The 25,125-nt window shown below is 61.1% G+C and carries 24 protein-coding genes, 1 tRNA gene and 1 riboswitch; of the genes, 12 read left to right on the forward strand and 13 right to left on the reverse strand.

Annotated elements, in window-relative coordinates; genetic code table 11:
* The first annotated feature begins 23 nt into the window (after nucleotides 1-23).
* From AC1DV9_RS07490 to AC1DV9_RS07510, 5 genes are all read left to right on the forward strand, one after another.
* The gene (locus AC1DV9_RS07490; protein ID WP_477947022.1) at nucleotides 24-422 is read left to right on the forward strand and encodes a hypothetical protein; all 399 of its coding nucleotides are present in this window, start codon (nucleotides 24-26) and stop codon (nucleotides 420-422) included.
* 89 nt (nucleotides 423-511) lie between these two features.
* Nucleotides 512-1,159, forward strand: a complete 648-nt coding sequence (locus AC1DV9_RS07495; RefSeq protein WP_477947023.1) for a response regulator — start codon at nucleotides 512-514, stop codon at nucleotides 1,157-1,159.
* Between the two features lie 104 nt (nucleotides 1,160-1,263).
* On the forward strand, nucleotides 1,264-1,929 hold the full coding sequence (locus tag AC1DV9_RS07500) for a S24 family peptidase (RefSeq protein WP_477947025.1): 666 nt from the start codon (nucleotides 1,264-1,266) through the stop codon (nucleotides 1,927-1,929).
* Nucleotides 1,930-1,940: 11 nt separating this feature from the next.
* Complete coding sequence (locus tag AC1DV9_RS07505) at nucleotides 1,941-2,690, forward strand: thermonuclease family protein (protein ID WP_477947027.1); 750 nt, start codon at nucleotides 1,941-1,943, stop codon at nucleotides 2,688-2,690.
* 61 nt (nucleotides 2,691-2,751) lie between these two features.
* A complete protein-coding gene (locus AC1DV9_RS07510) occupies nucleotides 2,752-3,165 on the forward strand; it encodes a tellurite resistance TerB family protein (RefSeq protein WP_112387497.1) in 414 nt (137 codons plus the stop codon).
* Here AC1DV9_RS07510 and AC1DV9_RS07515 read toward each other — a convergent pair.
* A complete protein-coding gene (locus AC1DV9_RS07515) occupies nucleotides 3,162-4,034 on the reverse strand; it encodes a transporter substrate-binding domain-containing protein (RefSeq protein WP_477947496.1) in 873 nt (290 codons plus the stop codon). The genes AC1DV9_RS07510 and AC1DV9_RS07515 overlap by 4 nt on opposite strands.
* A 61-nt stretch (nucleotides 4,035-4,095) precedes the next feature.
* Here AC1DV9_RS07515 and AC1DV9_RS07520 point away from each other — a divergent pair, with 61 nt between their 5' ends.
* Nucleotides 4,096-5,997 (forward strand): glycosyltransferase family 2 protein, encoded by a 1,902-nt coding sequence (locus tag AC1DV9_RS07520; RefSeq protein WP_477947029.1) that lies wholly within the window; start codon nucleotides 4,096-4,098, stop codon nucleotides 5,995-5,997.
* A gap of 270 nt (nucleotides 5,998-6,267) precedes the next feature.
* Nucleotides 6,268-8,286 carry a methyl-accepting chemotaxis protein gene (locus AC1DV9_RS07525; RefSeq protein WP_477947031.1) on the forward strand — a complete coding sequence of 673 codons (2,019 nt, stop codon included), beginning with the start codon at nucleotides 6,268-6,270 and terminating at the stop codon, nucleotides 8,284-8,286.
* Between the two features lie 90 nt (nucleotides 8,287-8,376).
* Here AC1DV9_RS07525 and AC1DV9_RS07530 read toward each other — a convergent pair.
* Together AC1DV9_RS07530 and AC1DV9_RS07535 are read right to left on the reverse strand one after the other, a co-directional pair.
* Nucleotides 8,377-8,450 (reverse strand) — tRNA-Gly (locus tag AC1DV9_RS07530).
* A gap of 43 nt (nucleotides 8,451-8,493) precedes the next feature.
* A complete protein-coding gene (locus tag AC1DV9_RS07535; RefSeq protein WP_162698720.1) occupies nucleotides 8,494-9,588 on the reverse strand; it encodes a 2'-deoxycytidine 5'-triphosphate deaminase in 1,095 nt (364 codons plus the stop codon).
* Nucleotides 9,589-9,661: 73 nt separating this feature from the next.
* A riboswitch (SAM riboswitch) is annotated at nucleotides 9,662-9,740 on the forward strand.
* Nucleotides 9,741-9,781: 41 nt separating this feature from the next.
* Between AC1DV9_RS07535 and AC1DV9_RS07540 the strand changes: the two genes are divergently transcribed.
* Nucleotides 9,782-10,966: an O-succinylhomoserine sulfhydrylase gene (locus AC1DV9_RS07540; RefSeq protein WP_477947033.1), complete on the forward strand. Its 1,185-nt coding sequence runs from the start codon at nucleotides 9,782-9,784 to the stop codon at nucleotides 10,964-10,966.
* 212 nt (nucleotides 10,967-11,178) lie between these two features.
* A complete protein-coding gene (apaG, locus tag AC1DV9_RS07545) occupies nucleotides 11,179-11,571 on the forward strand; it encodes a Co2+/Mg2+ efflux protein ApaG (RefSeq protein WP_112385358.1) in 393 nt (130 codons plus the stop codon).
* A gap of 3 nt (nucleotides 11,572-11,574) precedes the next feature.
* On the opposite strand, the gene AC1DV9_RS07550 is transcribed toward apaG, so the two are convergent.
* The 3 genes from AC1DV9_RS07550 to AC1DV9_RS07560 form a co-directional block, all read right to left on the reverse strand.
* Complete coding sequence (locus tag AC1DV9_RS07550; protein WP_477947035.1) at nucleotides 11,575-12,567, reverse strand: Hsp33 family molecular chaperone; 993 nt, start codon at nucleotides 12,565-12,567, stop codon at nucleotides 11,575-11,577.
* A gap of 94 nt (nucleotides 12,568-12,661) precedes the next feature.
* Nucleotides 12,662-13,579, reverse strand: a complete 918-nt coding sequence (gene argF / locus AC1DV9_RS07555; RefSeq protein ID WP_112385356.1) for an ornithine carbamoyltransferase — start codon at nucleotides 13,577-13,579, stop codon at nucleotides 12,662-12,664.
* Between the two features lie 39 nt (nucleotides 13,580-13,618).
* Nucleotides 13,619-14,818, reverse strand: a complete 1,200-nt coding sequence (locus AC1DV9_RS07560) for an aspartate aminotransferase family protein (RefSeq protein WP_112385355.1) — start codon at nucleotides 14,816-14,818, stop codon at nucleotides 13,619-13,621.
* A gap of 424 nt (nucleotides 14,819-15,242) precedes the next feature.
* On the opposite strand from AC1DV9_RS07560, the gene AC1DV9_RS07565 reads away from it, so the two are divergent.
* Complete coding sequence (locus AC1DV9_RS07565) at nucleotides 15,243-15,779, forward strand: GcrA family cell cycle regulator (protein WP_112385354.1); 537 nt, start codon at nucleotides 15,243-15,245, stop codon at nucleotides 15,777-15,779.
* 66 nt (nucleotides 15,780-15,845) lie between these two features.
* On the opposite strand, the gene phoB is transcribed toward AC1DV9_RS07565, so the two are convergent.
* From phoB to phoR, 7 genes are all read right to left on the reverse strand, one after another.
* On the reverse strand, nucleotides 15,846-16,529 hold the full coding sequence (gene phoB, locus AC1DV9_RS07570) for a phosphate regulon transcriptional regulator PhoB (RefSeq protein WP_112385353.1): 684 nt from the start codon (nucleotides 16,527-16,529) through the stop codon (nucleotides 15,846-15,848).
* A 32-nt stretch (nucleotides 16,530-16,561) separates the two neighbouring features.
* Nucleotides 16,562-17,275 (reverse strand): phosphate signaling complex protein PhoU, encoded by a 714-nt coding sequence (phoU, locus tag AC1DV9_RS07575; RefSeq protein WP_112385352.1) that lies wholly within the window; start codon nucleotides 17,273-17,275, stop codon nucleotides 16,562-16,564.
* 46 nt (nucleotides 17,276-17,321) lie between these two features.
* Entirely contained in the window at nucleotides 17,322-18,137 is an 816-nt protein-coding gene (gene pstB / locus AC1DV9_RS07580) for a phosphate ABC transporter ATP-binding protein PstB (RefSeq protein WP_112385351.1), read from the reverse strand.
* 15 nt (nucleotides 18,138-18,152) lie between these two features.
* Entirely contained in the window at nucleotides 18,153-19,475 is a 1,323-nt protein-coding gene (gene pstA, locus AC1DV9_RS07585) for a phosphate ABC transporter permease PstA (protein WP_477947037.1), read from the reverse strand.
* Nucleotides 19,472-20,953: a phosphate ABC transporter permease subunit PstC gene (pstC, locus tag AC1DV9_RS07590; protein ID WP_477947039.1), complete on the reverse strand. Its 1,482-nt coding sequence runs from the start codon at nucleotides 20,951-20,953 to the stop codon at nucleotides 19,472-19,474. Before pstC ends, pstA begins: the two co-directional genes overlap by 4 nt.
* Nucleotides 20,954-21,113: 160 nt before the next feature.
* Entirely contained in the window at nucleotides 21,114-22,148 is a 1,035-nt protein-coding gene (locus AC1DV9_RS07595; RefSeq protein ID WP_112385348.1) for a substrate-binding domain-containing protein, read from the reverse strand.
* A 198-nt stretch (nucleotides 22,149-22,346) separates the two neighbouring features.
* Nucleotides 22,347-23,567: a phosphate regulon sensor histidine kinase PhoR gene (phoR, locus tag AC1DV9_RS07600; protein WP_477947498.1), complete on the reverse strand. Its 1,221-nt coding sequence runs from the start codon at nucleotides 23,565-23,567 to the stop codon at nucleotides 22,347-22,349.
* Between the two features lie 236 nt (nucleotides 23,568-23,803).
* Between phoR and ppk2 the strand changes: the two genes are divergently transcribed.
* Nucleotides 23,804-24,685, forward strand: a complete 882-nt coding sequence (gene ppk2, locus AC1DV9_RS07605) for a polyphosphate kinase 2 (RefSeq protein WP_112514029.1) — start codon at nucleotides 23,804-23,806, stop codon at nucleotides 24,683-24,685.
* 9 nt (nucleotides 24,686-24,694) lie between these two features.
* Nucleotides 24,695-25,120, forward strand: a complete 426-nt coding sequence (locus AC1DV9_RS07610) for a hypothetical protein (RefSeq protein ID WP_477947041.1) — start codon at nucleotides 24,695-24,697, stop codon at nucleotides 25,118-25,120.
* Nucleotides 25,121-25,125 lie beyond the last annotated feature (5 nt).

Raw genomic sequence — 25,125 nt, forward strand, 5'->3', positions numbered from 1 at the left:
CCCAAAATCCGGAGGATGATCTGATGAAGACGATCGCAATCGGACTTGCAGCCTTGCTTATCCCCGCCACTCTTTCTGCCGCCGAAGCTGACGCGGCGCGCTTTCAGCTGGAGCGCAGCGGCGACCATTTCATTCGCCTCGACAAGCAGACCGGCGCGATGTCGCTTTGCGAGGAGAAGGAGGGATCGCTGGTCTGCCGTATGGCCGCCGATGAGCGGGCCGCCTACGAGGATGAACTCGACCGGCTCTCGGCGCGCGTCGGCGCGCTTGAGAACAAGAGCATCGTCAACAAGGCTCTGCCCTCGGATGCCGAGATCGACCGCTCGATCAGCATCATGGAAAAGATGATGAAGAGCTTCATGGGCGTGGTGAAGCAATTCCAGGAGGATGAGAAGACGGCGCCCCTTCCGCAAAAGACCTGATTTGATATAGTCATATAAGAATGGAGACATGTGTGGCGCGCGCCGCCGCATGTGGGAGGACGGGATCGGCTCTTGGGAGGGAGTGATCGATGCACGAACAGACGATCATCATTGCGGACGATCACCCGCTTTTCCGGGATGCGCTGCGTCAGGCCGTATCCGGCATGGACGGACAACAGTCCATTATCGAGGCAGGTGATTTCAGCGCGGCGCGTGCTGCCGCCGGCGATCATCCTGATGCCGACCTGATGCTGCTCGATCTGGCCATGCCAGGGGTTAGCGGGTTTTCCGGGTTGATGTCGCTGCGTTCGGAATTCGCCAGCCTGCCGATCGTCATCATCTCGGCCACCGACGACGCGACGACGATCCGCCGGGCGCTGGAACTCGGCGCTTCGGGCTTCATTTCCAAGTCGTCAGGCATCGAGGATATCCGCCGTGGCATCCAGACGGTACTGGCCGGCGATATCGCCACACCTGAAAATTACCGCGACGGGCAGGAACAGGACCCTGATGTCGCTGATCTCATCCACCGACTGCATACGCTGACGCCGCAGCAGAGCCGTGTTCTGACCATGCTGGGCGAAGGCCTGCTCAACAAGCAGATCGCCTATGAACTCGGCGTCTCCGAAGCGACGATCAAGGCGCATGTCTCGGCCATCCTGCTCAAGCTCAATGTTGATAGCCGCACCCAGGCTGTCATCCAGCTCGGCAAGATCAACATGGCGATGGTCGCCTGATCCAAAACAGGATTTTATTCCTCTATCCTCTTTACTATGCGTGAGCTTGGCGTTAATCTTTGCGCCGACTGGAGAGTAGCGCTCAGCGCGCAGGATCAGGCACGATGCTGTCACACGAGCAGATTTGGGGAGCGATCGACAGGCTTGCCGAACGGCACGACCTGACGCCCTCGGGTCTTGCCCGCCGTGCGGGGCTCGACCCCACCTCCTTCAACAAGTCCAAAAGGCTTTCGACTGACGGCAGGATGCGCTGGCCCTCGACCGAATCCATCGCCAAGGTGCTGGATGCGACCGGCGCAACTATGGAGCAGTTCCTGACCTTCATGCGCCCGGCCAACGGCTTTTCCGGCATTCCCGAGGGCGCCTTTCCGGCTCAGGGCAGCTCGATACCGCTTCTCGGCTTCGCGCAGGCGGGGGCGGGCGGCTTTTTCGACGATGGCGGCTTTCCGGCCGGTCAAGGCTGGGACGTCGTGGAATTCCCGGCTGCTCCCTCGCAAAAAGCCGGCGTCTACGCGCTCGAAGTCCAGGGCGACAGCATGATGCCGCTGTACCGCGACGGCGACGTGCTGATCGTCGAACCCGGCGCGCAGGTGCGCCGCAACGACCGCGTCGTCGTCAAGACGCGCGAGGGCGAGGTGATGGCAAAAGTGCTCTTGCGCCAGAGCCCGCGGTCGATCGAGTTGATGTCGCTCAACCCCGAACACCCGAACCGGATATTCGAGCTCTCCGATGTGGATTGGATTGCCCGCATCATCTGGGCCAGCCAATAGGAAAATCTTCCATGCGGCCTGCGGCACTTCTGACAGCTGTTGCGGGGATCGCCATTGTTGCGGGCATGCTGGCAGCCGGGCGGGAGCGGTTTTCCGGGGGTGATGGCGCGGCAATAGAAAGCGAAGCGCCCGCTCCGGCTGCCTCAGAGGCCGCAAGTGCTGCACCGCCGCCTGCTCAGAAGCCGCCTGCCCCCGAAGTCAGCATGAATGCCAGACCTGTTGACAACGGCAGCCAGTTCTATCCGGCAGCGGTCGACGGAAAGCCCTTGGAACGCGTTGCGGCGCCCGAGCCGGAAAAGCCGAAACCCGAACCGAAAAAGGGTGCCGTGCTGCCGAGGCCGGTTGCCGAAAGCGCCGGCGTGCTTGCCTTCGGCGACCGGAAGTTGGCGCTTGCCGGTATCGTGCCGACGCCTGATGACAAGAGCTGCAGGGATGGCGATGGCAGCGATTGGCCTTGCGGCATGCTGGCGAAGACGAATTTCCGGCTGTTCCTGCGCCTGCGCTCGGTGACCTGCGATCTAGACGACGCCAACTGGAAGGGCACGGCGACGGCTAGCTGCAAGATCGGCACGCAGGATCTTTCGGAATGGCTTGCCGAAAACGGCTGGGCGGAAGCAGCGCCGGGCTCCGCCTTTGCGGCAGTCTCCGAGACGGCCAGGACGGACAAGAAAGGCATCTTCGGCGACGACCCTCGCAAGGGTGCGCCGATTGCACCGCCGGCCGATCCGCCGCTTGACGACAATCCCGTCGATCCGACCTGACGATCCCTTGTAATGACACAGACCAATTCCTAAACTTCGGGAGAACAGAGGGAATGACCGAATGAACAAGCCGCTTTCCGCCCATGACGCCCTGATCTACGTGATGGTCATGGCATCGGCCGTCGATAGCACGATGAACGATCGGGAGATGGAGCGTATAGGTCAGCTGATCGGCTTTCTGCCGGTCTTCCGGGATTTCGACGATGACAAGCTGATCCCGATCGCCCGCGATTGTGCTTCGCTGCTTTCCGGCCCCGAGGGACTCGATGTGGTGCTGGAGACGGTCAAGGATACGCTGCCGGCAAAGCTCTACGACACCGCTTATGCGCTGGCCGTCGAAGTGGCCTCGGCCGATCTCTCGGTCAAGGCCGAGGAATTGCGCTTGCTCAGCATGCTTCGCGACCGGCTGGGCCTCGACAAGCTCACCTGCGCCGCCATCGAGCGCAGCGCGATTGCCCGCTTCCGCAAGGGCTAGTAGAGACCATTCGGGAAATAACGCAGGTAGATTTCCTGCAGGCGGCCGTTTCGAGACAGGGCCGCCAAGGCATGATCGAGTGCAGCCGTCAGGATCGCATCGTTCCGGCGCAGCATGATCGTCATGCCCTCGCCCAGGAACTGTTCCGACGGATAGGGGCCATCGAACAGCGAGCAGCATTTTGCCGATGCCTGTGACGACACCCAGAAGGAGAGCTGCAGCGCGTCGGCAAAGGCAGCATCTACCTTGCCGTCCTTCAGAGCCGTCAGCAGCGCTTCCTTGTTGTCGAACGGCACCGCCTTGATGGCCGGGAAATAGGCGGCGAGCATCGCTTCATGGACAGTCCACTTGACAACACCGACCGGCTTGCCTGCCAGTGCCGCTGCCGTATCGCCCTTGATCTCTGCCTTGCCATTTCGGGCAAAGCGGGCCGGAAGCATCAGATAGGGCCGTGAAAATGTGAACTTGCCGCGCAGATCCGGCGTCACCGCCAGGCCTGCGATAACCGCGTCGCCCTGCGACGCTGCAAGCGCCTCCGCAAGATCGGCGAAGGGCAAGGCCTGGATTTCGCATTTATCTGCAATCTCGAGTTCATTGCAGATATCGCGTGCCAGATCGACATTAAAACCCGACAGCTTTCCGTTTTGATCGGTAAAGTTGAACGGTGGAAAATCCACGGATGTCAGGAATCGCAGCCGCACCAGCGATGAGAGGTCCGGCTTGGCAAGGCGTTCGCGGGAATCGAAAAGTAGAGGCAGAGAGGGCGAGGCCTGCTGCGCCCCGGCCGCCACAGGAAAAAACACAACCAGCGACAACCAAAAAGTTAACAATCCCTTAAAAGCTAGGGATGCAATTGAGGATTGTGTCATTACTATCCAGCCTCGGATCAGGGGCAGGGTGTCGCCGCTTCGGTGACGGTGTATCAGAGTCATGCGTATCGGGGAATATGCGCCGGGCGGCGCCATCGACCGCCTGCGAACAAATCACAGCCAGAATGACCGGGTCGTCCTTGAGATTGAGGCCGATGAGCTTTTCCGCACAGAGGCTCGCGTTCTGCAGGAACTTGGCATCGGGAAACCGATGATCTCCGAGGCTGCCGGACTGGCGCGGCAAAACGGGACGACGATCGAGCAGGAACTGTTGTCCAGCGGCTGGATTCTTGCTGAGAACTATTATGCCGGATTGGCGCGGTTGCTCCGGCTGGAGTTTATCGACCGGCTGAATCCGGAACTCGTTCACGACAGTGATGTCCTCGATACGCAGCTTATCGAGACCAAGGTTCTCAAGCTCCAATACCTGCCGCAGCATGCCCATGCGATCGTGCCGCAAGCCCGGCAGATTCCAGCACTGCAGGCGCGATTGGCCGCCCGCCCGGATTTGCGCGAGCAGCTGCTGATTACCACCCCGGCGGAGATGCGCAGGGCGATCTGGGAACGTGGCGCCCAGCGACGGGTGAAGCAGAGCGTCAATACACTTTTCGAGCGTGACCCGGATGTGAGCGCGCGTATCGTGCTGCTTGGAAAGCAGGGTTTCATTGCCGGTGTGGCGGTGACGGCCCTTGCTGCCGGAATTCTGGCGAATGCCAATGTCTTGCTCATAGCGCATATCTTCGTTTCGCTGTTCTATCTGGCATCGATGCTGATCCGTTTCATGGCACTCAAGAAGCCGGTGCCGCGTTTCAATCGCCGCACAGCGGATGGTGATCCGCTGCCTGTCTATACGGTCATGGTCGGTCTCTACCGTGAGGCGGCGGTCGCCGAGCAGCTGATCACCTGCCTGAAGCGGCTGAATTGGCCGGTCTCGAAACTCGATATCAAGCTTGTTTGCGAGGCTGACGATCGCGAGACGATCGCAGCGCTGAAGGCGCAGGCACTCGGCACACAATTCGAAATCATCGAGGTCCCGCCTGCCCGGCCGCGAACGAAGCCGAAGGCGCTGAACTATGCACTCGCTTCGGCACGCGGCGAGCTGCTCGCCGTTTACGATGCCGAAGACCGGCCGCATCCGGACCAGCTGCGCGAGGCCTATGCGACCTTCCGGGCATCCCCTGATGACGTCGTCTGCCTGCAGGCGCCGTTGATCATCGCCAATGCCCGCGACTCCTGGATATCGGCTGCGTTTGCGCTCGAATATTCTGCGCTGTTCCGCATGCTGTTGCCGATGCTGGCCCTGATGCGCCTGCCGATGCCGCTCGGCGGCACCTCAAACCACTTCAAGACCAGCATCCTCAAAGAAACAGGTGGCTGGGATCCGCACAATGTCACCGAGGATGCCGACCTCGGCATGCGGCTTTACCGCAGGGGATATCGCTGCGGCGTGCTGAGTTCCCAGACGCTGGAAGACGCGCCTGTGACTGCCGCGACCTGGCTTCACCAGCGTACCCGCTGGTTCAAGGGCTGGCTGCAGACGTGGCTGGTGTTGATGCGCGATCCCGCACTGCTTGTGCGGGAGATGGGCCCCGCGGGCTTTGCGGTGTTTCAGTTGCTGATCGCCGGAATGCTTTTGTCTGCGCTCGCGCATCCGTGGATGCTGTTCTTCATAAGCGCGGCTTTGCTCGACCTCGCCGAACGCAACAGTGCGAAAGATCTGGTCCACTGGATCCTGCTTGCCGTCGATAGCTGCAATGTCATCGCCAGCTACGTGCTTTTCGTCCTGCTTGGGCGCAAGGCGATGACGCGCTGGGAGCGCCGGGCGCTCAGGCTGCGGTGGCTGGCATTGCCGCTTTATTGGCTGATGCTCTCGGCGGCTGCGTGGCGTGCCGTCTGGCAGCTTCGCAGCAATCCGTTTTTCTGGGACAAAACCCCGCACGTGCCCTGCCGGAAACCTGCATAGACCGCCCGGATCATTTGCCAGCCGCGCATCGCTTGCCATCTTTTCTGTGGTTTGCCCCGCGGCGTTAGGGCAGCATTAAGCAATCTGGATTCTTATCGCCGGCGACGACACCGGCCCCCTCCCGCCGCTTGCATGATGCGCGCTGTCGAGCCTCTCCGAGGTATTTCGGAATGCCGCAAGAACCGCAGCAGATTTCGCTGAGTTTCACACATTGATTTCAAACGCGCTGCGGCAAGCAACAGGCCGCGCCGAACGCAACGGGCTTTTTCCATGCTCAAACATCTGAAAATCCGGACCAAGATCCTTTCCGTCATCGCGCTTCTCGGCGTGATCACCGTCGCCGGTGTGGGATATATCATCTCTGAATTCCTCCGCGCTGACGCAAATTACAGTGCCTTCATCGATCATGAGGCACTGGCGGCCATGCAGGGCTCGCGCGCCAGCGCTTCGCTGATTTCCTCCGTTCTTCAGACAACCATGCTCTCGAACATGAAGCCCGATACGCCTGCCTTCAAGACGGCTCTGTCGGTGCCCAGCAAGATCCCGCAGGCCCGCGACCGTCTGCAGCAGGCCTCCGATCTGGTTCCGGCGCGCAAGAGCGCGATCGATGAGCTCCTGAAGGGTATCGACGAAATCGAAGCCCTGTCGGCGAAAGTCGTCGAAGCTGGAAAATCCGGCGACATGACCAGCGCCCAGTTGGCAGCTGTCATGATGACGACAAAGCTGAACGCCCTGACACCGAAAATGACCGCCAACAACGACGCGATGATGTCGATGCTCAACGATGGCGGCGATGCGCTGTCCGTTGCCGTTCGCACGCGGATCAACATCTGCCTCGCCGTCATTGCTGCATCGATCGCCGGTGCGATGGCATTGGGCTTCTACATCGCCCAGGCAGGTATTGCCGGGCCGATGGTGCAGCTGCGCGAGCGCATGACAATGCTTGCCGAAGGAGAGACGGAACGCGACGTGCCCGGCCTCGACCGCGGCGACGAAGTCGGCCAGATGGCAGCGGCACTTGCCGTCTTCCGCGACAACGCCCTCGAGCGCAAGCAGATCGAGGCGCGCGCCGAGAGCGAGCGCAATCTCAGCGATAACGAGCGCCGCCAGCGCGAAGCCGAAAAGATCCGAGAAGCCAACGAACTCGCCCGCACCGTGGACGAATTGGCAAATGGCCTGAAGCGCCTGTCATCAGGCGATCTCGTCGCCCATATCGAGACTCCTTTTCCGGAGCATCTCGAAGGCCTGCGCGCCGATTTCAACAGCTCGGTCAGCAAGCTCAACGGCACGATGAATGCCGTCGGCGCCAATGCCCGCGCCATCGGCGCAGGTGCCAACGAAATCCGCTCCTCGGCCGACGAGCTGTCGCGCCGCACCGAACAGCAAGCGGCCTCCGTCGAACAGACGGCCGCAGCGCTCGAGCAGATCACCACAACGGTACGAGATGCCGCCCGCCGTGCTCAGGAAGCCAGTGAGCTGGTGACACGCATGCGCAGCGGCGCCGAAAAATCCGGCGCCATCGTCCAGAAGGCGGTCGGCGCGATGCAGCAGATCGAGCAGTCGTCGGTGGAAATCGGCAACATCATCGGCGTCATCGACGACATCGCCTTCCAGACCAACCTGCTGGCATTGAATGCCGGTGTCGAGGCTGCGCGTGCCGGGGAAGCCGGCAAGGGCTTTGCGGTCGTTGCGCAGGAAGTCCGTGAACTCGCCCAGCGTTCCGCCAATGCTGCCAAGGAAATCAAAGCGCTGATCACCAATTCCGGCACGCATGTGCAGACCGGTGTGGCGCTTGTTGGCGAGACCGGGAAGGCGCTGGATGCGATCGTCCAGGAGGTGCAGGAGATCAACCAGCACGTCCACGCCATCGCCGAGGCCGCGCGCGAGCAATCGACCGGCTTGCAGGAGATCAACACGGCTGTGAACACCATGGACCAGGGCACGCAGCAGAATGCCGCGATGGTCGAGGAAAGCACCGCCGCCAGCCACAGCCTGGCAACCGAAGCGGCATCGCTGAACAACCTTCTTTCGGAGTTCAGGCTGACCGGAACCGGTGGCTTTGCCGCCGCGGCACCCGCCTCACATTCCGCTCCCCGCCCGGCCGCAGCACCCCGCCCAGCACCGGCCCGCGCAGCCAACCCGCGCCCAGCCTCGATCCGCGTCGCCAACGAAGGAACCGCAAGGCCCGCCGCATCACCGGCGCGCGCACTCGGCCAGAAACTCGCCAGCGCCTTTGGCAAGAGCAGCCCGGCGGCGGAAAGCAAGGAAGCCGACTGGACGGAGTTCTGAGCAACCGGAAATCAAAACGTCAAATGAGCGGCTCCGGCCGCTCATTTCATTTTAAGTGCAGGGAAAACTGGAGCGGGTGAAGTGCGTAAATGGAGCGGGTGAAGGGAATCGAACCCTCGTATTCAGCTTGGGAAGCTGCTGCTCTACCATTGAGCTACACCCGCGTGCCCGAAGCCTTCCAACAGATGGGAGGCGGTGTCAAGGCGGTCAGATGCGGAAGTGTTTCGACAGCTTGAGGCCTTGGGCCTGGTAATTGGAGCCGAGGCCGGAGCCGTAGAGGCTTTCGGGTTTTTCCAGCATGTGCTCGTAGATCAGGCGGCCAACGATCTGGCCGTCTTCGAGGATGAAGGGGACCTCGTGGCTGCGCACTTCGAGAACGGCGCGGCTGCCGCGACCGCCGGCGGGAGCGTGGCCGAAACCCGGATCGAAGAAGCCGGCGTAGTGGACGCGGAATTCGCCGACCAAGGGGTCGAAGGGGGTCATCTCGGCGGCGTAATGCGGGGGCACGTGCACGGCTTCGCGGGAGACGAGGATGTAGAACTCGTCCGGGTCGAGGATCAGCTCGTTGCGGCCGCGGCTATAGAGCGGCTCCCAGAAATCGAAAATGTCGTGCTGGGCCTTCTTGTCGACATCGACGACGGCGGTGTGGTGCTTGCCGCGATAGCCGATCAGGCCTTCCTTGTCGCCTGCGAGATCGATCGACAGGGCAATGCCGCCGCCTGAGACGTTCGGCTTGGCGCTGGCGACCAGCGTCTCGCTGTCATGCAGCGCCTGAAGGTCCGGTTCGCCAAGAATGGAATGGCCGACGCGGAAGCGGATCTGCGACAGGCGCGAGCCGCGGCGCACGACGATCGGAAAGGTGCGCGGGCTGATTTCGAGATAGAGCGGGCCGGAATAGCCGGCCGGGATCTTGTCGAACTCCTGCGCGTAGTCAGTGATGACGCGCGTGAAGATATCGAGGCGGCCGGTCGAGCTCTTCGGGTTGGCGGAGGCCGACATGCCGGCCGGCAGATCGACACGCTCCATCAGGGGAACGATATAGACGCAGCCGGTTTCGAGGACAGCCCCTTCGGAGAGATCGATGACATGCAGGCTCAGGCGATCGAGCTTGTCCGAGACGAGATGCGAAGGGCCGGGCATGAAGCTGGCGCGCACCCGGAACGCCTTGGCGCCAAGGCGCAGGTCGAGGCTTGCCGGCTGGATCTGGTCACGGTCGAGTTCCCGTTCGGAGATCAGGCGGCCGGTCTCAAACAACGCAGCAATGGCACGATCGGCCAAAATTCCAGTTTCGCGAGCCATCATGCTCCATCCATAGTTCGTGGCCGACAAAACCAAATACGGGGAATTGACGCAAGCAGCTAACGGCAGTATTGCAGCTTTATCCCGTGGTGATTTGGCCGGTCGGCTTGCAGCCACGTTAAACAAGTGGCTAAAAAGACCGGGTATGAAACCGGTCTGCTTTTGCGGCCGGTTTTTTTGTTTTTGAGGTGATGGCATGAGCAAGTCCTGGCGCCCTGCAACCCAACTCGTTCACGGAGGCACTCTGCGCTCGCAATATGGCGAGATGTCGGAGGCAATCTACCTGACGCAAGGTTTCGTCTACGACACGTCGGAGGCGGCCGAGGCCCGCTTCAAGGGCGAGACCGAAGGCTTCATCTACGCCCGCTACGGCAGCCCCACCAACGACATGTTCGAGAAGCGCATGTGCGCACTTGAGGGCGCGGAAGATGCGCGCGCCACGGCCTCCGGCATGGCCGCCGTCACCGCTGCAATCCTCTGCCAGCTGAAGGCTGGCGACCATATCGTTGCGGCCCGCGCCCTCTTCGGCTCCTGCCGCTGGGTGGTCGAGACGCTGGCGCCGAAATACGGCATCGAATGCACGCTCGTTGACGGCCGATACCTGGAAAACTGGGAAAAGGCGATCACGCCGAAGACCAAAGTGTTCTTCCTGGAAAGCCCGACCAACCCGACACTCGAGATCGTGGATATCGCCGGCGTTGCCAAGCTCGCCAACCAGGTCGGCGCCAAGGTCGTGGTCGACAACGTCTTTGCGACGCCGCTCTTCCAGAAGCCTCTGGAGCTCGGCGCTCACATCGTCATCTATTCGGCGACCAAGCACATCGACGGCCAGGGCCGCTGCCTCGGCGGCGTCGTGCTCTCCGACAAGGCGTGGATCGACGAGCACCTGCACGACTACTTCCGCCACACTGGCCCGGCCATGTCGCCGTTCAACGCATGGACGCTCCTGAAGGGCATCGAGACGCTGCCGCTGCGTGTGGCCCAGCAGACCAGGAATGCCGCAAAGATTGCCGATTTCCTGGCCGAGCAGAAGCAGGTTGCACGCGTCATTTATCCCGGCCGCAAGGACCATCCGCAGGCCGATATCATCGCCAAGCAGATGACCGGCGGCTCGACGCTGGTCTGCTTCGAGCTGAAGGGCGGCAAGGACGCAGCCTTCAAGCTGCAGAACGCGCTCGACGTGGTAACGATCTCGAACAATCTCGGCGATACGCGCAGCCTGATCACCCATCCGGCAACGACAACGCACAAGAATCTTTCGGATGAGGCCCGTGCCGAACTCGGCATTTCGGCCGGCACCGTGCGTCTTTCGGCGGGCATCGAAGATACCGACGATCTGCTGGAAGATTTCGCCCAGGCTCTGTCGAAGATCCCGGCTTAAGCAGCAAGCCGCCGGACTTGCCGGTCCGGCGGCCCGCCCCACCTAAAGCTTCAGTCAGCTCTGCTTTATTAGAGTCATTAACTTTGAATGTTAGGATTAACAATCAAAACGGCGTGCAATCGCCTGTATTTGGCTGATGATACGGTGGCATTTCTTGACGGAGCCAATGCCGTATAAGATACGAGTAAGATATCCTGACTAAGGTGTAAGGCATGTACCGGGCCCTCACACGCGATATAGAAGTTGTTGTCGAGCCGTTTTATCTGGAGGAGCAATCCGATCCGGACGACGATCGCTATGTCTGGGGATACCGCATCGTCATCAGCAACAATTCCGGCCTGTCAGTCAAACTCGTCAACCGTTACTGGAACATAACGGACCAGAACGGTGTGGTCGACGAGGTGACGGGACCTGGAGTCGTCGGCGAGCAGCCACGGCTGGAGCCCGGCGATACCTATGAATATTCGTCCGGCTGCCCGCTCGATACGCCATCGGGGCTGATGTTCGGCCATTACCAGATGGAAACGGACGAAGGCGAGCTCTTCGATGTCGAGATACCCGCCTTCTCCCTGGATTCGCCCGGCCTTCTCAGAGTGCTGAACTGACCGTCATTCGGCCGGCTGCAGCTCTGCCGGCTCGAAACGATAGGTGGTCGAGCAGAATTCACAGGTCACGGCGATCTCGCCGTTCTCCTGGCTGGCCTCGATCTCCTCCGCCGAAAAGCCCTTCAGAACGCCGCCGATTTTTTCACGCGAACAGCTGCAGCGGTCGTAGACCTTTTTGGCCTCGAAAACCCGGACGCCGCGCTCATGGAACAGGCGATAGAGCAGCCGCTCGGTTCCGACCAGCGGATCCGTCAGCTCATCGGCGTCAATGGTCTCGACCATGGCGCGGGCTTCTGCCCAGGCGTCATCTTCCTTCAGACCTGTCGCAACTTCATCGCCATCCCCGCCATGCAGGTCCGGCTGGCGCATGCGCTCGGGCGCTTCCGGCAGGAACTGGGCGACGAGCCCCCCTGCCCGCCAGCGATGCCGCGGCTTGCCGCTGCTGTCGCGGTCGAGAAGTTCGGCAGCCGCCAGACGGACGCGCGTCGGGATCTGCTCGGATTGGCGGAAATAGACGCCGGCAATATCCTCGAGCGAGGTACCGTCGAGTTCGACGATGCCCTGATAGGGCTGGCTGAACTTTCCCTGATCGATGGTGAACGCCAGCACGCCCTTGCCGAGCAGCTGCTCGGGTTCGGTCTGGCCGTCGGCGATCGCCTGATCGAGCAGCGCCTGATCGAAACGCGCATAGGCGCGCACGTTCTCCGGTGTCGCAAAATCGGCAACAAGCAGGTCGACCGGGCCATCGCCCTTGGTCTGTACCGTGAACTTGCCTTCGAATTTCAGCGACGTGCCGAGCAGAACCGTCAGGACCACGACTTCGGCCAGAAGCCGGGCGACGGGTGCGGGATAGTGGTGGCGCTCAAGGATGGCGTCGAGCATCGGGCCGAGCTGGACGGCGCGGCCACGCACATCCAGGCCTTCAACCTGAAATGGGACGACGTGATCATCGCCGGCGAAATGAAGCTCGTTGAGAGCGGCGGCTGTGTCTGCCATGGTCTTACTCCTAGTCGTCAGAGCGGCAGACCAAGCTGTCTTCCCGCTCGCGCGGCCACCAGGCCATCAGGCCGGATGTGGCGTCCAATATGGTTCAGATCGCGCCCAGGCACCATGCAAGAATCGACTTCTGCGCATGAAGACGGTTTTCCGCTTCATCGAAGACCACGGATTGCGGGCCATCGATCACATCGTCCGTCACTTCCTCACCACGATGGGCGGGCAGGCAATGCATGAACAATGCATCCTTGCCTGCTTTCGCCATCAAAGCCTGATTGACCTGATAGGGCTGGAAGACGTTGTGACCGCGAGCCCGATGTTCCTGATTCATGGAGACCCAGGTATCGGTTACCACGCAATCGGCGCCTTCGACCGCACGGTCGGCATCATGGCTGAGCATGATTTCGGCGCCCTCATTGCGGGCCCAGTTCAGATAGTGATCCTTCGGCTCGGAACCAAGGGGTACCGCCATGTTCATGCGATAGCCGAAGCGGGCAGCCCCTTCGACCAGCGAATGCAGCACATTGTTGCCGTCGCCGGTCCAGGCGATCGTCTTGCCTTTGACCGGGCCGCGATGCTCTTCGAAGGTCATGATATCGGCCATGATCTGGCAGGGATGCGTATCATCCGTCAGCGCATTGATCACCGGTACCGTCGCGTGTTCGGCCAGCTCCAGCATCCGGTGATGCTCGGTCGTACGGATCATGATCGCATCGACGTAGCGCGACAGAACCTTGGCTGTGTCGCCGATCGTCTCGGCGCGGCCGAGCTGCATTTCCGTGCCCGAGAGGAACAGCGTCTCGCCGCCCAGCTGGCGCATGCCGACATCGAAGGAAACGCGCGTCCGGGTGGAAGGCTTTTCGAAGATCATCGCCAGCATCTTGCCGGCCAGCGGCTTGTCGCCCTTGCCTGCTTTGAATGCCTGCTTGCGCAGCATCGCGTCGTCCATGATGACTCGCAGATCGGCAGAGCTCATCGCCGAAAGATCGAGGAAGTGTTTGGGGGAAGCCATGTCGTCCTTACCTGTTTGCCCCGGAAGGCATCTATCCGTTCAAGCCGTCTTCTTGGCCTTCGATGCGCGAATGCTTTCGGCGGCCTGCTCAATGCGGGCGAGACCCTCGCGAGCTTCCTCCGCCGTGACGACCAAAGGCGGCAGCAGGCGCACGACATTGTCACCGGCAGGTACGCCGAGCAGGTGGGCGCCGCGGATGGCAGCCAGGAGTTCAGTCGAGGGAACGGCGGCCTTGATACCGAGCAGCAAGCCCTCGCCGCGGATATCCTCGATCACATCGGGATAGCGGTCCTTGAGCGATGCCAGGCCCTGGCGGAAGACCAGAGCGACGTCACGGACATGCTGCAGGAAGCCTTCGGCAAGGACGATGTCGAGCACAGCGCCGCCAACAGCCATGGCGAGCGGGTTGCCGCCATAGGTCGAGCCGTGGGTGCCGGCCTTCATGCCGGACGCAGCTTCCGCCGTTGCCAGGCAGGCGCCGAGCGGGAAGCCGCCACCGATGCCCTTGGCGACAGCCATGATGTCAGGGGTCACGCCGGACCACTCATAGGCAAAGAACTTGCCGGTACGGCCGACGCCCGTTTGGACCTCGTCGAGAATGAGCAGCAGGCCCTTCTCGTCGCAGAGCGCGCGCAGCGCCTTCATGAACTCGGTGGTCACAGGGCGAATGCCACCCTCGCCCTGAACCGGCTCGATCAGAATGCCTGCGGTCGCATCGGTGATTGCGGCGCGCACAGCGTCGATATCGCCGAAGGGCACCTGGTCAAAGCCAGGCGCCTTGGGGCCGAAGCCTTCGAGGTACTTTTCCTGCCCGCCTGCAGCGATCGTCGCCAGCGTCCGGCCGTGGAAGGCGCCTTCGAACGTGATGATATGGAAACGCTCGGGATGGCCCTTCGAATACTGGTAGCGGCGTGCGGTCTTGATCGCGCATTCCAGGGCTTCCGCGCCGGAATTGGTGAAGAACACCTTGTCGGCGAAAGTCGCCTCCGTCAGCCGCCTGGCGAGCTTTTCCTGCCCGGGGATTTCATAGATGTTGGACAGGTGCCAGACCTTGTCGGCCTGTGCCTTCAGGGTATCCACGACATGCGGATTGCTGTGGCCGACCGAGGTCACCGCGACGCCGGCACCGAAATCCAGATATCGTTCGCCGCTTTCGGTAATCAGCCACACGCCCTCACCTCGCTCGAACCGCAATGGGGCACGAGAATAGGTATCATATAGCGGCGCGGCTTCAGCCATGGCGCGGTCTCCTGTCAACTTACGGGCAACCGGACTCCGGCTAAAAACCAGGTCCGAAAAATTAAAAATGCCGCCTTTCGGCGGCGACTTGCACTATTTACTTTTCGCACTGCAATGTCAACAAAACTGCGGCTTTCGTGGCTTCTGAGAGACGCTCAAGCAATGTCGCGTTTTATCAACAGCTAATGTTGCAGAAATGACTCTCAGGGGAAGCAAGTTGGGGAAAACCCCGAATTCGATTCATCCGGATTCCTGCGACTCTTGTCACGGAGTCAGCCTCACACTAGGTTAAAACTCAATTACTAGACTGCATGCGGCGGAACTAGTCACCAAAATTAGTCAAGCGTTTCTTGTGTCGGATTCGTCCGGGGCAAACAGTGAGGGATTCTGCCTTCGCAACGCTTAAACGGCGGAGACACAGGGCATGAACTGGACAGACGAGCGGGTCGAGAAACTCAAGAAACTGTGGTCCGAAGGGCTGAGCGCGAGCCAGATCGCTGCCCAGCTTGGCGGCGTCAGCCGTAACGCCGTTATCGGCAAGGTTCACCGTCTGGCGCTGCCGGGCCGTGCGAAGGCCGGCGGCAACGCCACGGCTGCCCGCGCTCCCAAGCGTACGGCGGCAGCACCCCGCGCCCCAACCTACGCATCGCGTCTGGCGACGACCCGTACGGTCACCCGCCAGCAGGGCGCGACGATGCTGAAGGAAGAGATCGAAATCGACGTGATGGAGGAGATGGAATACCGTCCCGCCAAGAACGTGATCGTCCCGATTTCCCGCCGTCTCGGCCTGACGGAGCTCACCGAGCGCACCTGCAAGTGGCCGGTCGGCGATCCCTTGAAGGACGATTTCCACTTCTGCGGCTGCGAAAGCCCGGATTCTTCGCCTTACTGCACCTACCACCAGCGTCTGGCCTACCAACCGGTCAACGAGCGCCGCAGGGCAGCAGCCCGGGCAAACTGAGCCGGGTAAGCACAAACGAAAAACGGGCCTTACGGCCCGTTTTTTTGTGTCTCAATTCCGAAAGCTTCAAGCTTCCATCGAATATCCAGCGCCGCGAACGGTGCGGATGACATCCTGCATATTGGAGAAGTTCAGCGCCTTGCGCAGACGGCCGACATGGACATCGACGGTGCGCTCGTCGACATAGATGTCGTGACCCCAGACGCCATCCAGAAGCTGCGAGCGCGAGAAGACGCGGCCGGGAGAGGCCATCAGGAATTCCAGCAGGCGAAACTCGGTCGGTCCGAGACGGACTTCGCGGGTCTTGCGATGAACGCGGTGCGTCTCGCGGTCGAGTTCGATATCGCCGCATTTCAGCACGGTCGAGAGAACTTCGGGCTTAGCGCGGCGCAGCATCGCCTTGACGCGAGCGACGAGCTCGGGCGTCGAGAACGGCTTGACGACATAGTCGTCGGCGCCGGTCGACAGGCCGCGAACGCGTTCGCTTTCCTCGCCGCGCGCCGTCAGCATGATGATCGGCAGACGCTCGGTCTCCGGGCGCATGCGCAGCCGGCGGCAAAGCTCGATGCCTGATACGCCAGGCAGCATCCAATCAAGGATAAGAAGGTCCGGCGTCCGCTCCTGAAGGCGGATTTCCGCCTCATCGCCGCGCAGGATGGTGTCGACCTCGAAACCTTCGGCTTCGAGATTGTAACGAAGAAGCACGCTCAGTGCTTCTTCGTCTTCAACGACTGCAACTCTCGGGATCATTCTGTTCTGTCTCCTGAGGCCCGGTCCGGATATTATTCCGTGACCGCGCCGACGGTGTTGGCGGTGTCGTCCTTCGGACGCTCGCCCTCCGGCTGGGCGCCGGTCGCCATGTAGTAGATGGTTTCTGCGATGTTGGTGGCGTGGTCGCCGATGCGTTCGATGTTCTTGGCACAGAACAGCAGATGCGTGCAGCTGGTGATGTTGCGCGGATCTTCCATCATATAGGTCAGGAGCTCGCGGAACAGCGAGGTGTACATCGCGTCGATTTCCTCGTCGCGCTCGCGGATCGACTTCGCCTTGTCGGCGGCGCGCGTCGTGTAAACGTCGAGCACTTCCTTTAGCTGGACGAGCGCCAGTTCGGAGAGATGCTCCAGGCCGCGGCCGAGCTTGCGCGGAACGCCGGTGCTCTGCACGGCGATGACGCGCTTGGCGGTGTTCTTGCCGAGATCGCCGACGCGTTCGAGGTCGGCGGCGATGCGGATCGACCCCATGATCTCGCGCAGGTCCGACGCCATCGGCTGGCGGCGGGCGATGGTGACGATCGCCTTGTCGTTGATCTCGCGCTCGGCGTGATCGAGGATCACGTCGTCGGAGATGACCTTCTGCGCCAGTGCGCCGTCGCCATTGACCAGCGCGCGCACAGCGTCGGAGACCATCTGTTCCGCCAGACCGCCCATCTCGGAGATGCGGCGGGTCAGGAACTTCAGATCTTCGTCATATGCAGAAAAGATATGTGTCGATGCCATGGGAAATGTCCTTGAGTGTCTCTATCGGAAGTCGTGACGCCAAAGATCAGCCGAAGCGGCCCATGATGTAGTCCTGGGTGCGCGGATCGTCCGGATTGGTGAACATCTTGTCGGTGTCGTTCTCCTCGACGAGGTTGCCGAGGTGGAACATGGCGGTGCGCTGCGAGACGCGGGCCGCCTGCTGCATGGAGTGCGTCACGATGACGATCGTGTAGCTTTCGCGCAGCTCGTGGATCAGCTCCTCGACCTTTGCGGTTGCGATCGGATCGAGCGCCGAGCAGGGTTCGTCCATGAGGATGACCTCAGGCGAGACCGCGACGGCGCGGGCGATGCAGAGACGCTGCTGCTGGCCGCCAGACAGGCCGGTGCCGGATTCATGCACACGGTCCTTGACCTCGTTCCAGAGGCCGGCGCGCTGCAGGCTGGTTTCGACGATCTGGTCCATGTCGGCCTTCGACTTGGCGAGGCCGTGGATGCGGGGGCCGTAGGCGACGTTTTCGTAGATCGTCTTCGGGAACGGGTTCGGCTTCTGGAACACCATACCGACGCGGGCGCGCAATTCGACGACGTCGATATCCGGATCGTAGATATCATCGCCATCGAGCGTGATCTTGCCGGTAACGCGGCAATTGTCGATCGTGTCGTTCATACGGTTCAGGCTGCGCAGGAAGGTGGACTTGCCGCAGCCGGACGGGCCGATAAGCGCGGTCACGGTGTTTTCACGGATGTTCAGCTTGACGTCGAAAAGCGCACGTTTCTCGCCATAATAGACCGAAACGTCCTGGCCGATCATCTTGTAAGGGATGCTGTTCATCTTCTGGTCCAGAGCCTTCTCAACTGCTGCTTCTGTCAACATGTTCATGGGTTTCTACTCCGTTTACCAGCGGCGCTCAAAGCGACGGCGCAAGAGGATGGCTCCGATGTTCATGACGATCAGGAACAGGAGCAGGACGATGATGGCACCCGAGGTACGCTCCACGAAGGCGCGTTCGGCTTCGTTGGCCCACATATAGACCTGGACCGGAAGTGCCGTGGACGGATCGAGCGGCGTGGTCGGCGCATTGGCGACGAAGGCGACCATGCCGATCAGCAGCAGGGGCGCGGTTTCGCCGAGCGCATGCGCCAGGCCGATGATGGTGCCGGTCAGGATGCCCGGCATGGCGAGCGGCAGCACGTGGTGGAACACCATCTGCATCTTCGATGCGCCGAGACCGAGAGCGGCCGAGCGGATCGACGGCGGTACGGCACGCAACGCAGCACGGGTGGCGATGATGATGGTCGGCAGCGTCATCAACGTCAACACCAGGCCACCGACCAGCGATGCGGAACGCGGCAGGCCCATGAAATTGATGAAGACGGAGAGGCCGAGCAGACCATAGACGATCGACGGAACAGCAGCGAGGTTGTTGATATTGACCTCGATCAGATCCGTCAGCTTGTTCTTCGGCGCGAACTCCTCAAGATAGATCGAGGCGGCGACACCGATCGGCAGAGCAAGAACCAGAACGATCAGCATCAGGTAGAGCGAGCCGATGAGAGCGACGCCCAGACCTGCCGCTTCCGGACGGCTGGAATTGCCATTGACGAAGAGGCCTGTGTTGAACTGCTTGAAGAGAGCACCGCTCGCCTTCAGCTCGTTCATCCAGCCGACCTGCTTGTCGTTCACCTTGCGGTTCTTCTCGTCGACAGAGAGATCGATCTGGCCCTTGCTGGCGCTATCGATATTGGCGTCGGCAAGCACCGTGACATTGACCCTCTTGCCGATGATCGACGGGTCGGAAACGACCATGTCGCGCAGCTGGATCGGAGCGCCCTTGGAGAGCATGGCCGAAGCATCGCGGACGTCAGGACGGCTCGAGGCGTTCACATTCAGCTGCTTGACGATGGCGTCACGCAGCAGGGCACCATAGTTGGCGGAGACGAGGACCGACGGATCGGTTGCACGCTTGTTGCTCGGGTCGATCGTCTTTTCGGTGAATTCCACCGGAAGCGTGATCGCCGTCTGCTGGAAGGCGGTATAGCCTTGGCGGATGACCGTCGAGAGCAGGATCGCCAGAAAGATCAGGCCGAAAGATATGGCAGCGATGCCATAGGCCTGGAAGCGGCGTTCTGCGGCATAGCGGCGCTTGATGCCGATGTCGCGGCGTGCTGGAGCCTTGGAGACAGTGATGCCTGCAACGGGAGAAACAATATTCGTCATTCGTACTGCTCCCGGTATTTGCGCACGATGTAGAGCGCGTAGATATTGAGGCAAAGCGTGATGAAGAAGAGGGTAATGCCGAGCGCGAAGGCGACCAGCGTCTGCGGCGAGGTAAACTCGAGGTCACCCGTCAGCTGGTTGACGATCTTGACCGTCACCGTCGTCATCGGCTCGAAAGGATTGATCTGGATGCGGGCGGCAACACCGGCTGCAAGCACGACGATCATTGTTTCGCCGATGGCGCGCGATGCGGTCATCAGCAGCGCACCGACGATGCCCGGAAGAGCGGCGGGAAGCACGACCTTCTTGATGGTTTCGGAGCGCGTGGCGCCGAGGCCGAGCGAACCGTCACGCAGCGCACGCGGCACGGCGGTGATGATATCGTCGGACAGCGAGGACACGTAAGGGATCAGCATGATACCCATGACGATACCGGCGGTCAGAACGCTCTGTGCCTGGATGAAGTTCGTGTAGTCGCCGGTCAGAAGACCGCTGACCTGCGACGACAGATCGCGCAGGAACGGGCCGACGGTGACGAGCGCGAAGAAGCCGTAGACGATGGTCGGGATACCGGCCAGAACTTCGAGCAGCGGCTTGGCAAGCGAACGAATTTTCGGCGAAGCGTATTCGGCCATGTAGATGGCGGCGAAGAGGCCGACCGGTACGGCGACCAGCATGGCGACGGCGCCGATGTAGAGCGTGCCGAGCAACAGCGGGATCAGGCCGAACTGACCGAAGGACGAGCTGCCGGCACCCGCGAAGCGCGGATCCCAGACGGTGCCGAAGAAGAAGTCCGCGGCGGGAACGCTGGCGAAGAAGCGAATGGCTTCCGACAGCATCGACAGAACGATGCCGATGGTCGTCAGAATGGCGATAGACGAAGACAGCAACAGGCCCCAGAGCATGACGCGCTCGACGCGGTTGCGGGCCCTGAAGCGTGGCTTGACGCCGCGCAGGGCGTAGAGCGCGCCGCCGACGGCAAGTACGAGCACGATCGCGCTCATGATCAGACGGCTGGAAGCGCTTTCGGCATTCAGCAGCTTGGCGGCATCGAGCATGTAGGGCTGCGGCTCACCGGCGAGCGGAACGCCCTTCTCGTTGAGCTTGGCCTGAACTGCCTTGGTGTCGGAGCCGACTGCCGTGACTTCTTCGGATGTGAGCAGGTTCAGGCCGCGGCCGACGGTCGCGACCATGCTGTAGCTCAGATCCTGCTCGGCAGTGGTCTTCGCCTTCACATCATCGGGAAAGGATTCGCGGACGGTGGATTCGATGATGCCTGGGCTGGCGGCGAGCCAGACACAGAGAACGATCAGGGCCGGAAGGATGGCCCAGATGGCGGCATAAGCGCCGTAATAACCCGGCCGCGAATGCAGCACGGAAGACTTGCCCCCGGCAAGTGCCGTGGCTCGGCTGCGGGCGGCCACATAGGCCAGCGCGCCAAGCACCACGAGACACAAGAGTATAATGGATGTGCTCATTCTTTACGTCCCCAGGCGCTCGGCCCCAAAAGCACGGGCTGCGATATCGCCGCCGGCTTCCCAATCATGGAGAAACTCGAAACCTTGCGCCTGACCGGGCAAGGGTACCTCAGTCGAAAACCGGCGCGGCACCCCCCAAGGCACCGCGCCAGCTTATTGATTACATCGTCTTTTCGGCTTCTACGGCCTTGCGGATCTCTTCGCGCTCGGCGTCCGGAGCAGCAACGAGGCCGTATTCGACGAGCGGGCTGTCAGGGCCGATCATCTGGTCGGATACGAAGAAGTTGACGTATTCCTTCAGGCCCGGAACGGCGCCGAGATGTGCCTTCTTGACGTAGAAGAACAGCGGGCGGGAAACCGGGTAGGTGCCGTCAGCGATGGTTTCTGTCGACGGAACGATGCCGCTCATCGAAGCAACCTTGAGCTTGTCAGCGTTGTTTTCGTAGAAGGAGAGGCCGAAGACGCCAACGCCGGTCTTGTTGGCAGCGATGCGTGCCAGCGTTTCCGGATAGTCGCCGTCGATATCGACTGCAGCGCCGTCCTTACGGACTGCGACGCAAGCCTTCTGCTGAGCGGCCTTGTCGGTGATTTCCTTGGCGATGACGTCGAGTGCGCCCGAAGCCTTGCAGCCAGCGGCCAGAACGTTCAGTTCGAAGACTTCGCGGGTGCCGTGCTTTTCGCCCGGGATGTAGGCAGCGATATCAACAGCCGGGAGCTTCGGATTGACTTCCGACCACTTCTTGTAAGGGTTGGCAACGAGCTTGCCGTCAACGACGACCTGAGCGGCCAGAGCCTTGTAGAGATCTTCCGGAACGTAGGCGACGTCAGGGTTGGACGAGTCGGTTGCGAAGACGATACCGTCATAACCGATCTTCACTTCCTGGATGTCGGTAACGCCGGCGGTCTTGCAGGCTTCCAGTTCGTTCTTGTTGATCGGACGCGAAGCGTTTGCAACGTCGATGGTGTCTTCGCCAACGCCCTTGCAGAATTCCTTGAGGCCAGCGCCCGTGCCGCCGGATTCAACGACCGGCGTCTTGAAGTTGGTGAAGGTTTCGCCGAAGGATTCAGCGACGATCTTTGCGTAAGGCAGAACGGTGGACGAGCCGGCAACCTGGATCTGGTCGCGAGCGGCTGCAGCGCCTGCAAAAGCAACGGTTGCGGCGAGAGCGGCAACGGTAAGTTTAAGCGTGTTCATCAAAAAATCTCCCGGCATTGGGCTTTGTGTGGGCAGGCCCCCCAGGGCCCTCGCATTGCCTTTTTTCATCGGCAGCCACTCTTTAGCCCCTGATGCACAGAGCTTTTATGTCACTTTGGTGAAACATTTGTGACAGCTTAAATTATTGAAATGTAATAATAAAAATTTTCGATGTTATGGATGTGTTGCGGCTTTATGTCAAAACCGCACCGTAAAGGCCGTTCCCTTGCCAACCTCGGACTTGACGATCAGCCGTGCACGATGGCGCGTGAGGATGTGCTTGACGATGGCAAGCCCCAGGCCGGTGCCCTTTTTCGACCGGCTGTCCTCGATGCTGACGCGGTAAAAGCGCTCCGTCAGACGCGGAACATGCTCGGCCGGGATGCCCGGCCCCTTGTCGGCGACGGTAACTTCGACCGGCTGCCCAGACCCGTTCTTGACCGTAACGTCGACGGCCTTGCCTTCCTGGCCATATTTGCAGGCGTTTTCGATCAGGTTCTCGAAGACCTGCACCAATTCGTCGCGATCGCCGAGCACCTCGGCCTGACCTTCCGGCAGATGAAGGTTGATCTCGACGCCGACATCCTTCGCCAGCGGGGCGAGCGAATCCCGGACATGGCCGAGCAACGGAACGAGATCGACCTTCTCATCCGGCGCGATATGCGACTTCAGCTCGAGGCGCGACAGAGACAGCAGGTCATCGACCAGGCGGCTCATGCGCGTCGTCTGATCGAACATGATGCCGAGGAAGCGTTCCTGCGCCTTTGCGTCGTTCTTCGCCGGGCCCTGAATGGTCTCGATGAAGCCGCGCAGAGAGGCGAGCGGAGTGCGCAGCTCATGGCTGGCATTGGCCACGAAGTCCGAGCGCATGCGGTCGATGCGCCTCACCTCGGAAATATCGCGGAAGGACAGGATGAAGAAATGCTCGGCATTTTCGCCACCGCCGAGATCGATCGGCGCGCTGCGTACGATATAGACCCGCTCGGAGGGAAGCCGTTCGGAATGCTCGATCTGGTTCGGCGCGTTGGTGACGATGGTTTCGCGCACCATGTCGAGAATGCCGGGCGAACGGAGACGAGCGGAAATATGGGCGCCGATGATCATCTCGCCGAAAGCCTTTTCGGCCGCCCGGTTCTGGAAGAGAACCGAGGCATCGCCTGACAGCACCATGACGGGAATATCAAGTCCGGCAAGCGTCGCCGAAACCTCCGGCAGACGGCTTTTCGGCGCTTCCGGTTCAGGAATGGGCAGTTCGGCGAGCTTCGCCTGCACGGCGGGCTCGGCATTCATGATGACGACAAGCAGCATGAGGGCAACAAGGGCCAGGACGCCCCATTTATTCATGTCTGCCGCCAGCGCCACCATTCCGATGACGAGCGCGGCCAGAAGCACTGGCCGTTCCTGCCTGATGCGGGCCATCAGCCCCGATGTCCACGGCGTTTCCTCTTCCACGTGCCCCTCGCCCGCATCGGGTCCTGTTTATCGCTTCAAACTTTGCCTGATAGCGCTGATTCATGACAGAAGTTTTCGGCTGCGGCCACCAGCCACGAAACAAGCCGTGGAAACACACAGCTTTTTCTGAATTCCCCGAGAGATTTGATTTTTCACACGAAATATGATCGCCTGCTCAAAAGCCGACGTTGCTGGAGGAAATCATGGGCGAGGATGTCGAAAGCCGCGCAGTCGAACTAGAGATCAGGGGCAAGAAGCGTGTCTTCGACGTCGATGATCCGGTCCTGCCCGATTGGATCAGCGACAACGCGCTCGAATCCGGCGACTTTCCCTACAAGAAGAAGCTGAAGGAAGAGGACTATCTCGAAGATCTTGAGAAGCTGCAGATCGAACTGGTCAAGGTGCAGTTCTGGCTGCAGGCAACCGGCAAGCGGGTGATGGCGCTGTTCGAGGGCCGGGATGCCGCCGGCAAGGGCGGCGCGATTTCCGCATCGTCGGCCCGCATGAACCCGCGTCTTGCTCGCGTTGTCGCGCTGGCGAAACCGACCGAACGCGAAGCCGGGCAATGGTATTTCCAGCGCTATATCAGCCAGTTTCCCACGGCCGGCGAATTCGTGCTCTTCGACCGCTCCTGGTATAACCGCGCCGGTGTCGAACCGGTCATGGGTTTCTGCACGCCGAAGCAGTACGAGGATTTCTTGGAACAGGCGCCGCAACTTGAGAAGGTGATCGCCCACGAGGGCATTCATTTCTTCAAGTTCTATCTGGATATCGGCCGCGAAATGCAGCTGAAGCGCTTTCATGACCGCAGACACGACCCGCTCAAGGTTTGGAAGCTATCGTCAATGGATATCGCGGCACTGACGAAATGGGGCGACTACAGCGACAAGCGCGACCGGATGCTGAAAGCGACTCATACCGAATTCGCGCCCTGGACCGTCATCCGCGCCAACGACAAGCGGAGAGCACGGATCAACCTGCTTCGCCACATGCTGAAGACGATGGACTACGACGGCAAGGACAAGAGCGCGCTCGGCGAACTCGACGAGAAGATTATCGGCTCGGGTCCCGGCTTTCTGAAATAGGATGGGTTAATGCGGCCTACAGCGGCGATCGGCGGATTTTTGACGGTATTTGGGCTCGCCGCACAGGCACATGCCTGCGTGCTGCTGCAGGATGTCGATTACAGCGTGCTCTATCGCTCAGATACGATCGTCAGGGCGAAAGTCGTCGGCTACCAGAGCCGCCCGGAGCAGAAGGACGCGCTCTTCCGTCTTGAGATCGAGCAGGTGCTCACCGGCAAGAGCGTCGAGCCTCATATCATCGAGGTGCGCTGGGAACGGAAATACAAGCCGGCGCCGCAGATCTGGGACGGCTATACCAACGTGATCGTCGGCCTGCGGCTTTCCGGCGGCGCACCGGCGCAGATCGTTCGTGAAAGCTGTGGCTTCGACGGCATCGTTGAGGATACGCCGCAGGACCTCGCGATCCTGCTCAGCCAGGCGCCCGCCGGCAGCTGATCGAA

This window comes from Rhizobium sp. 01L410 (assembly GCF_056400165.1).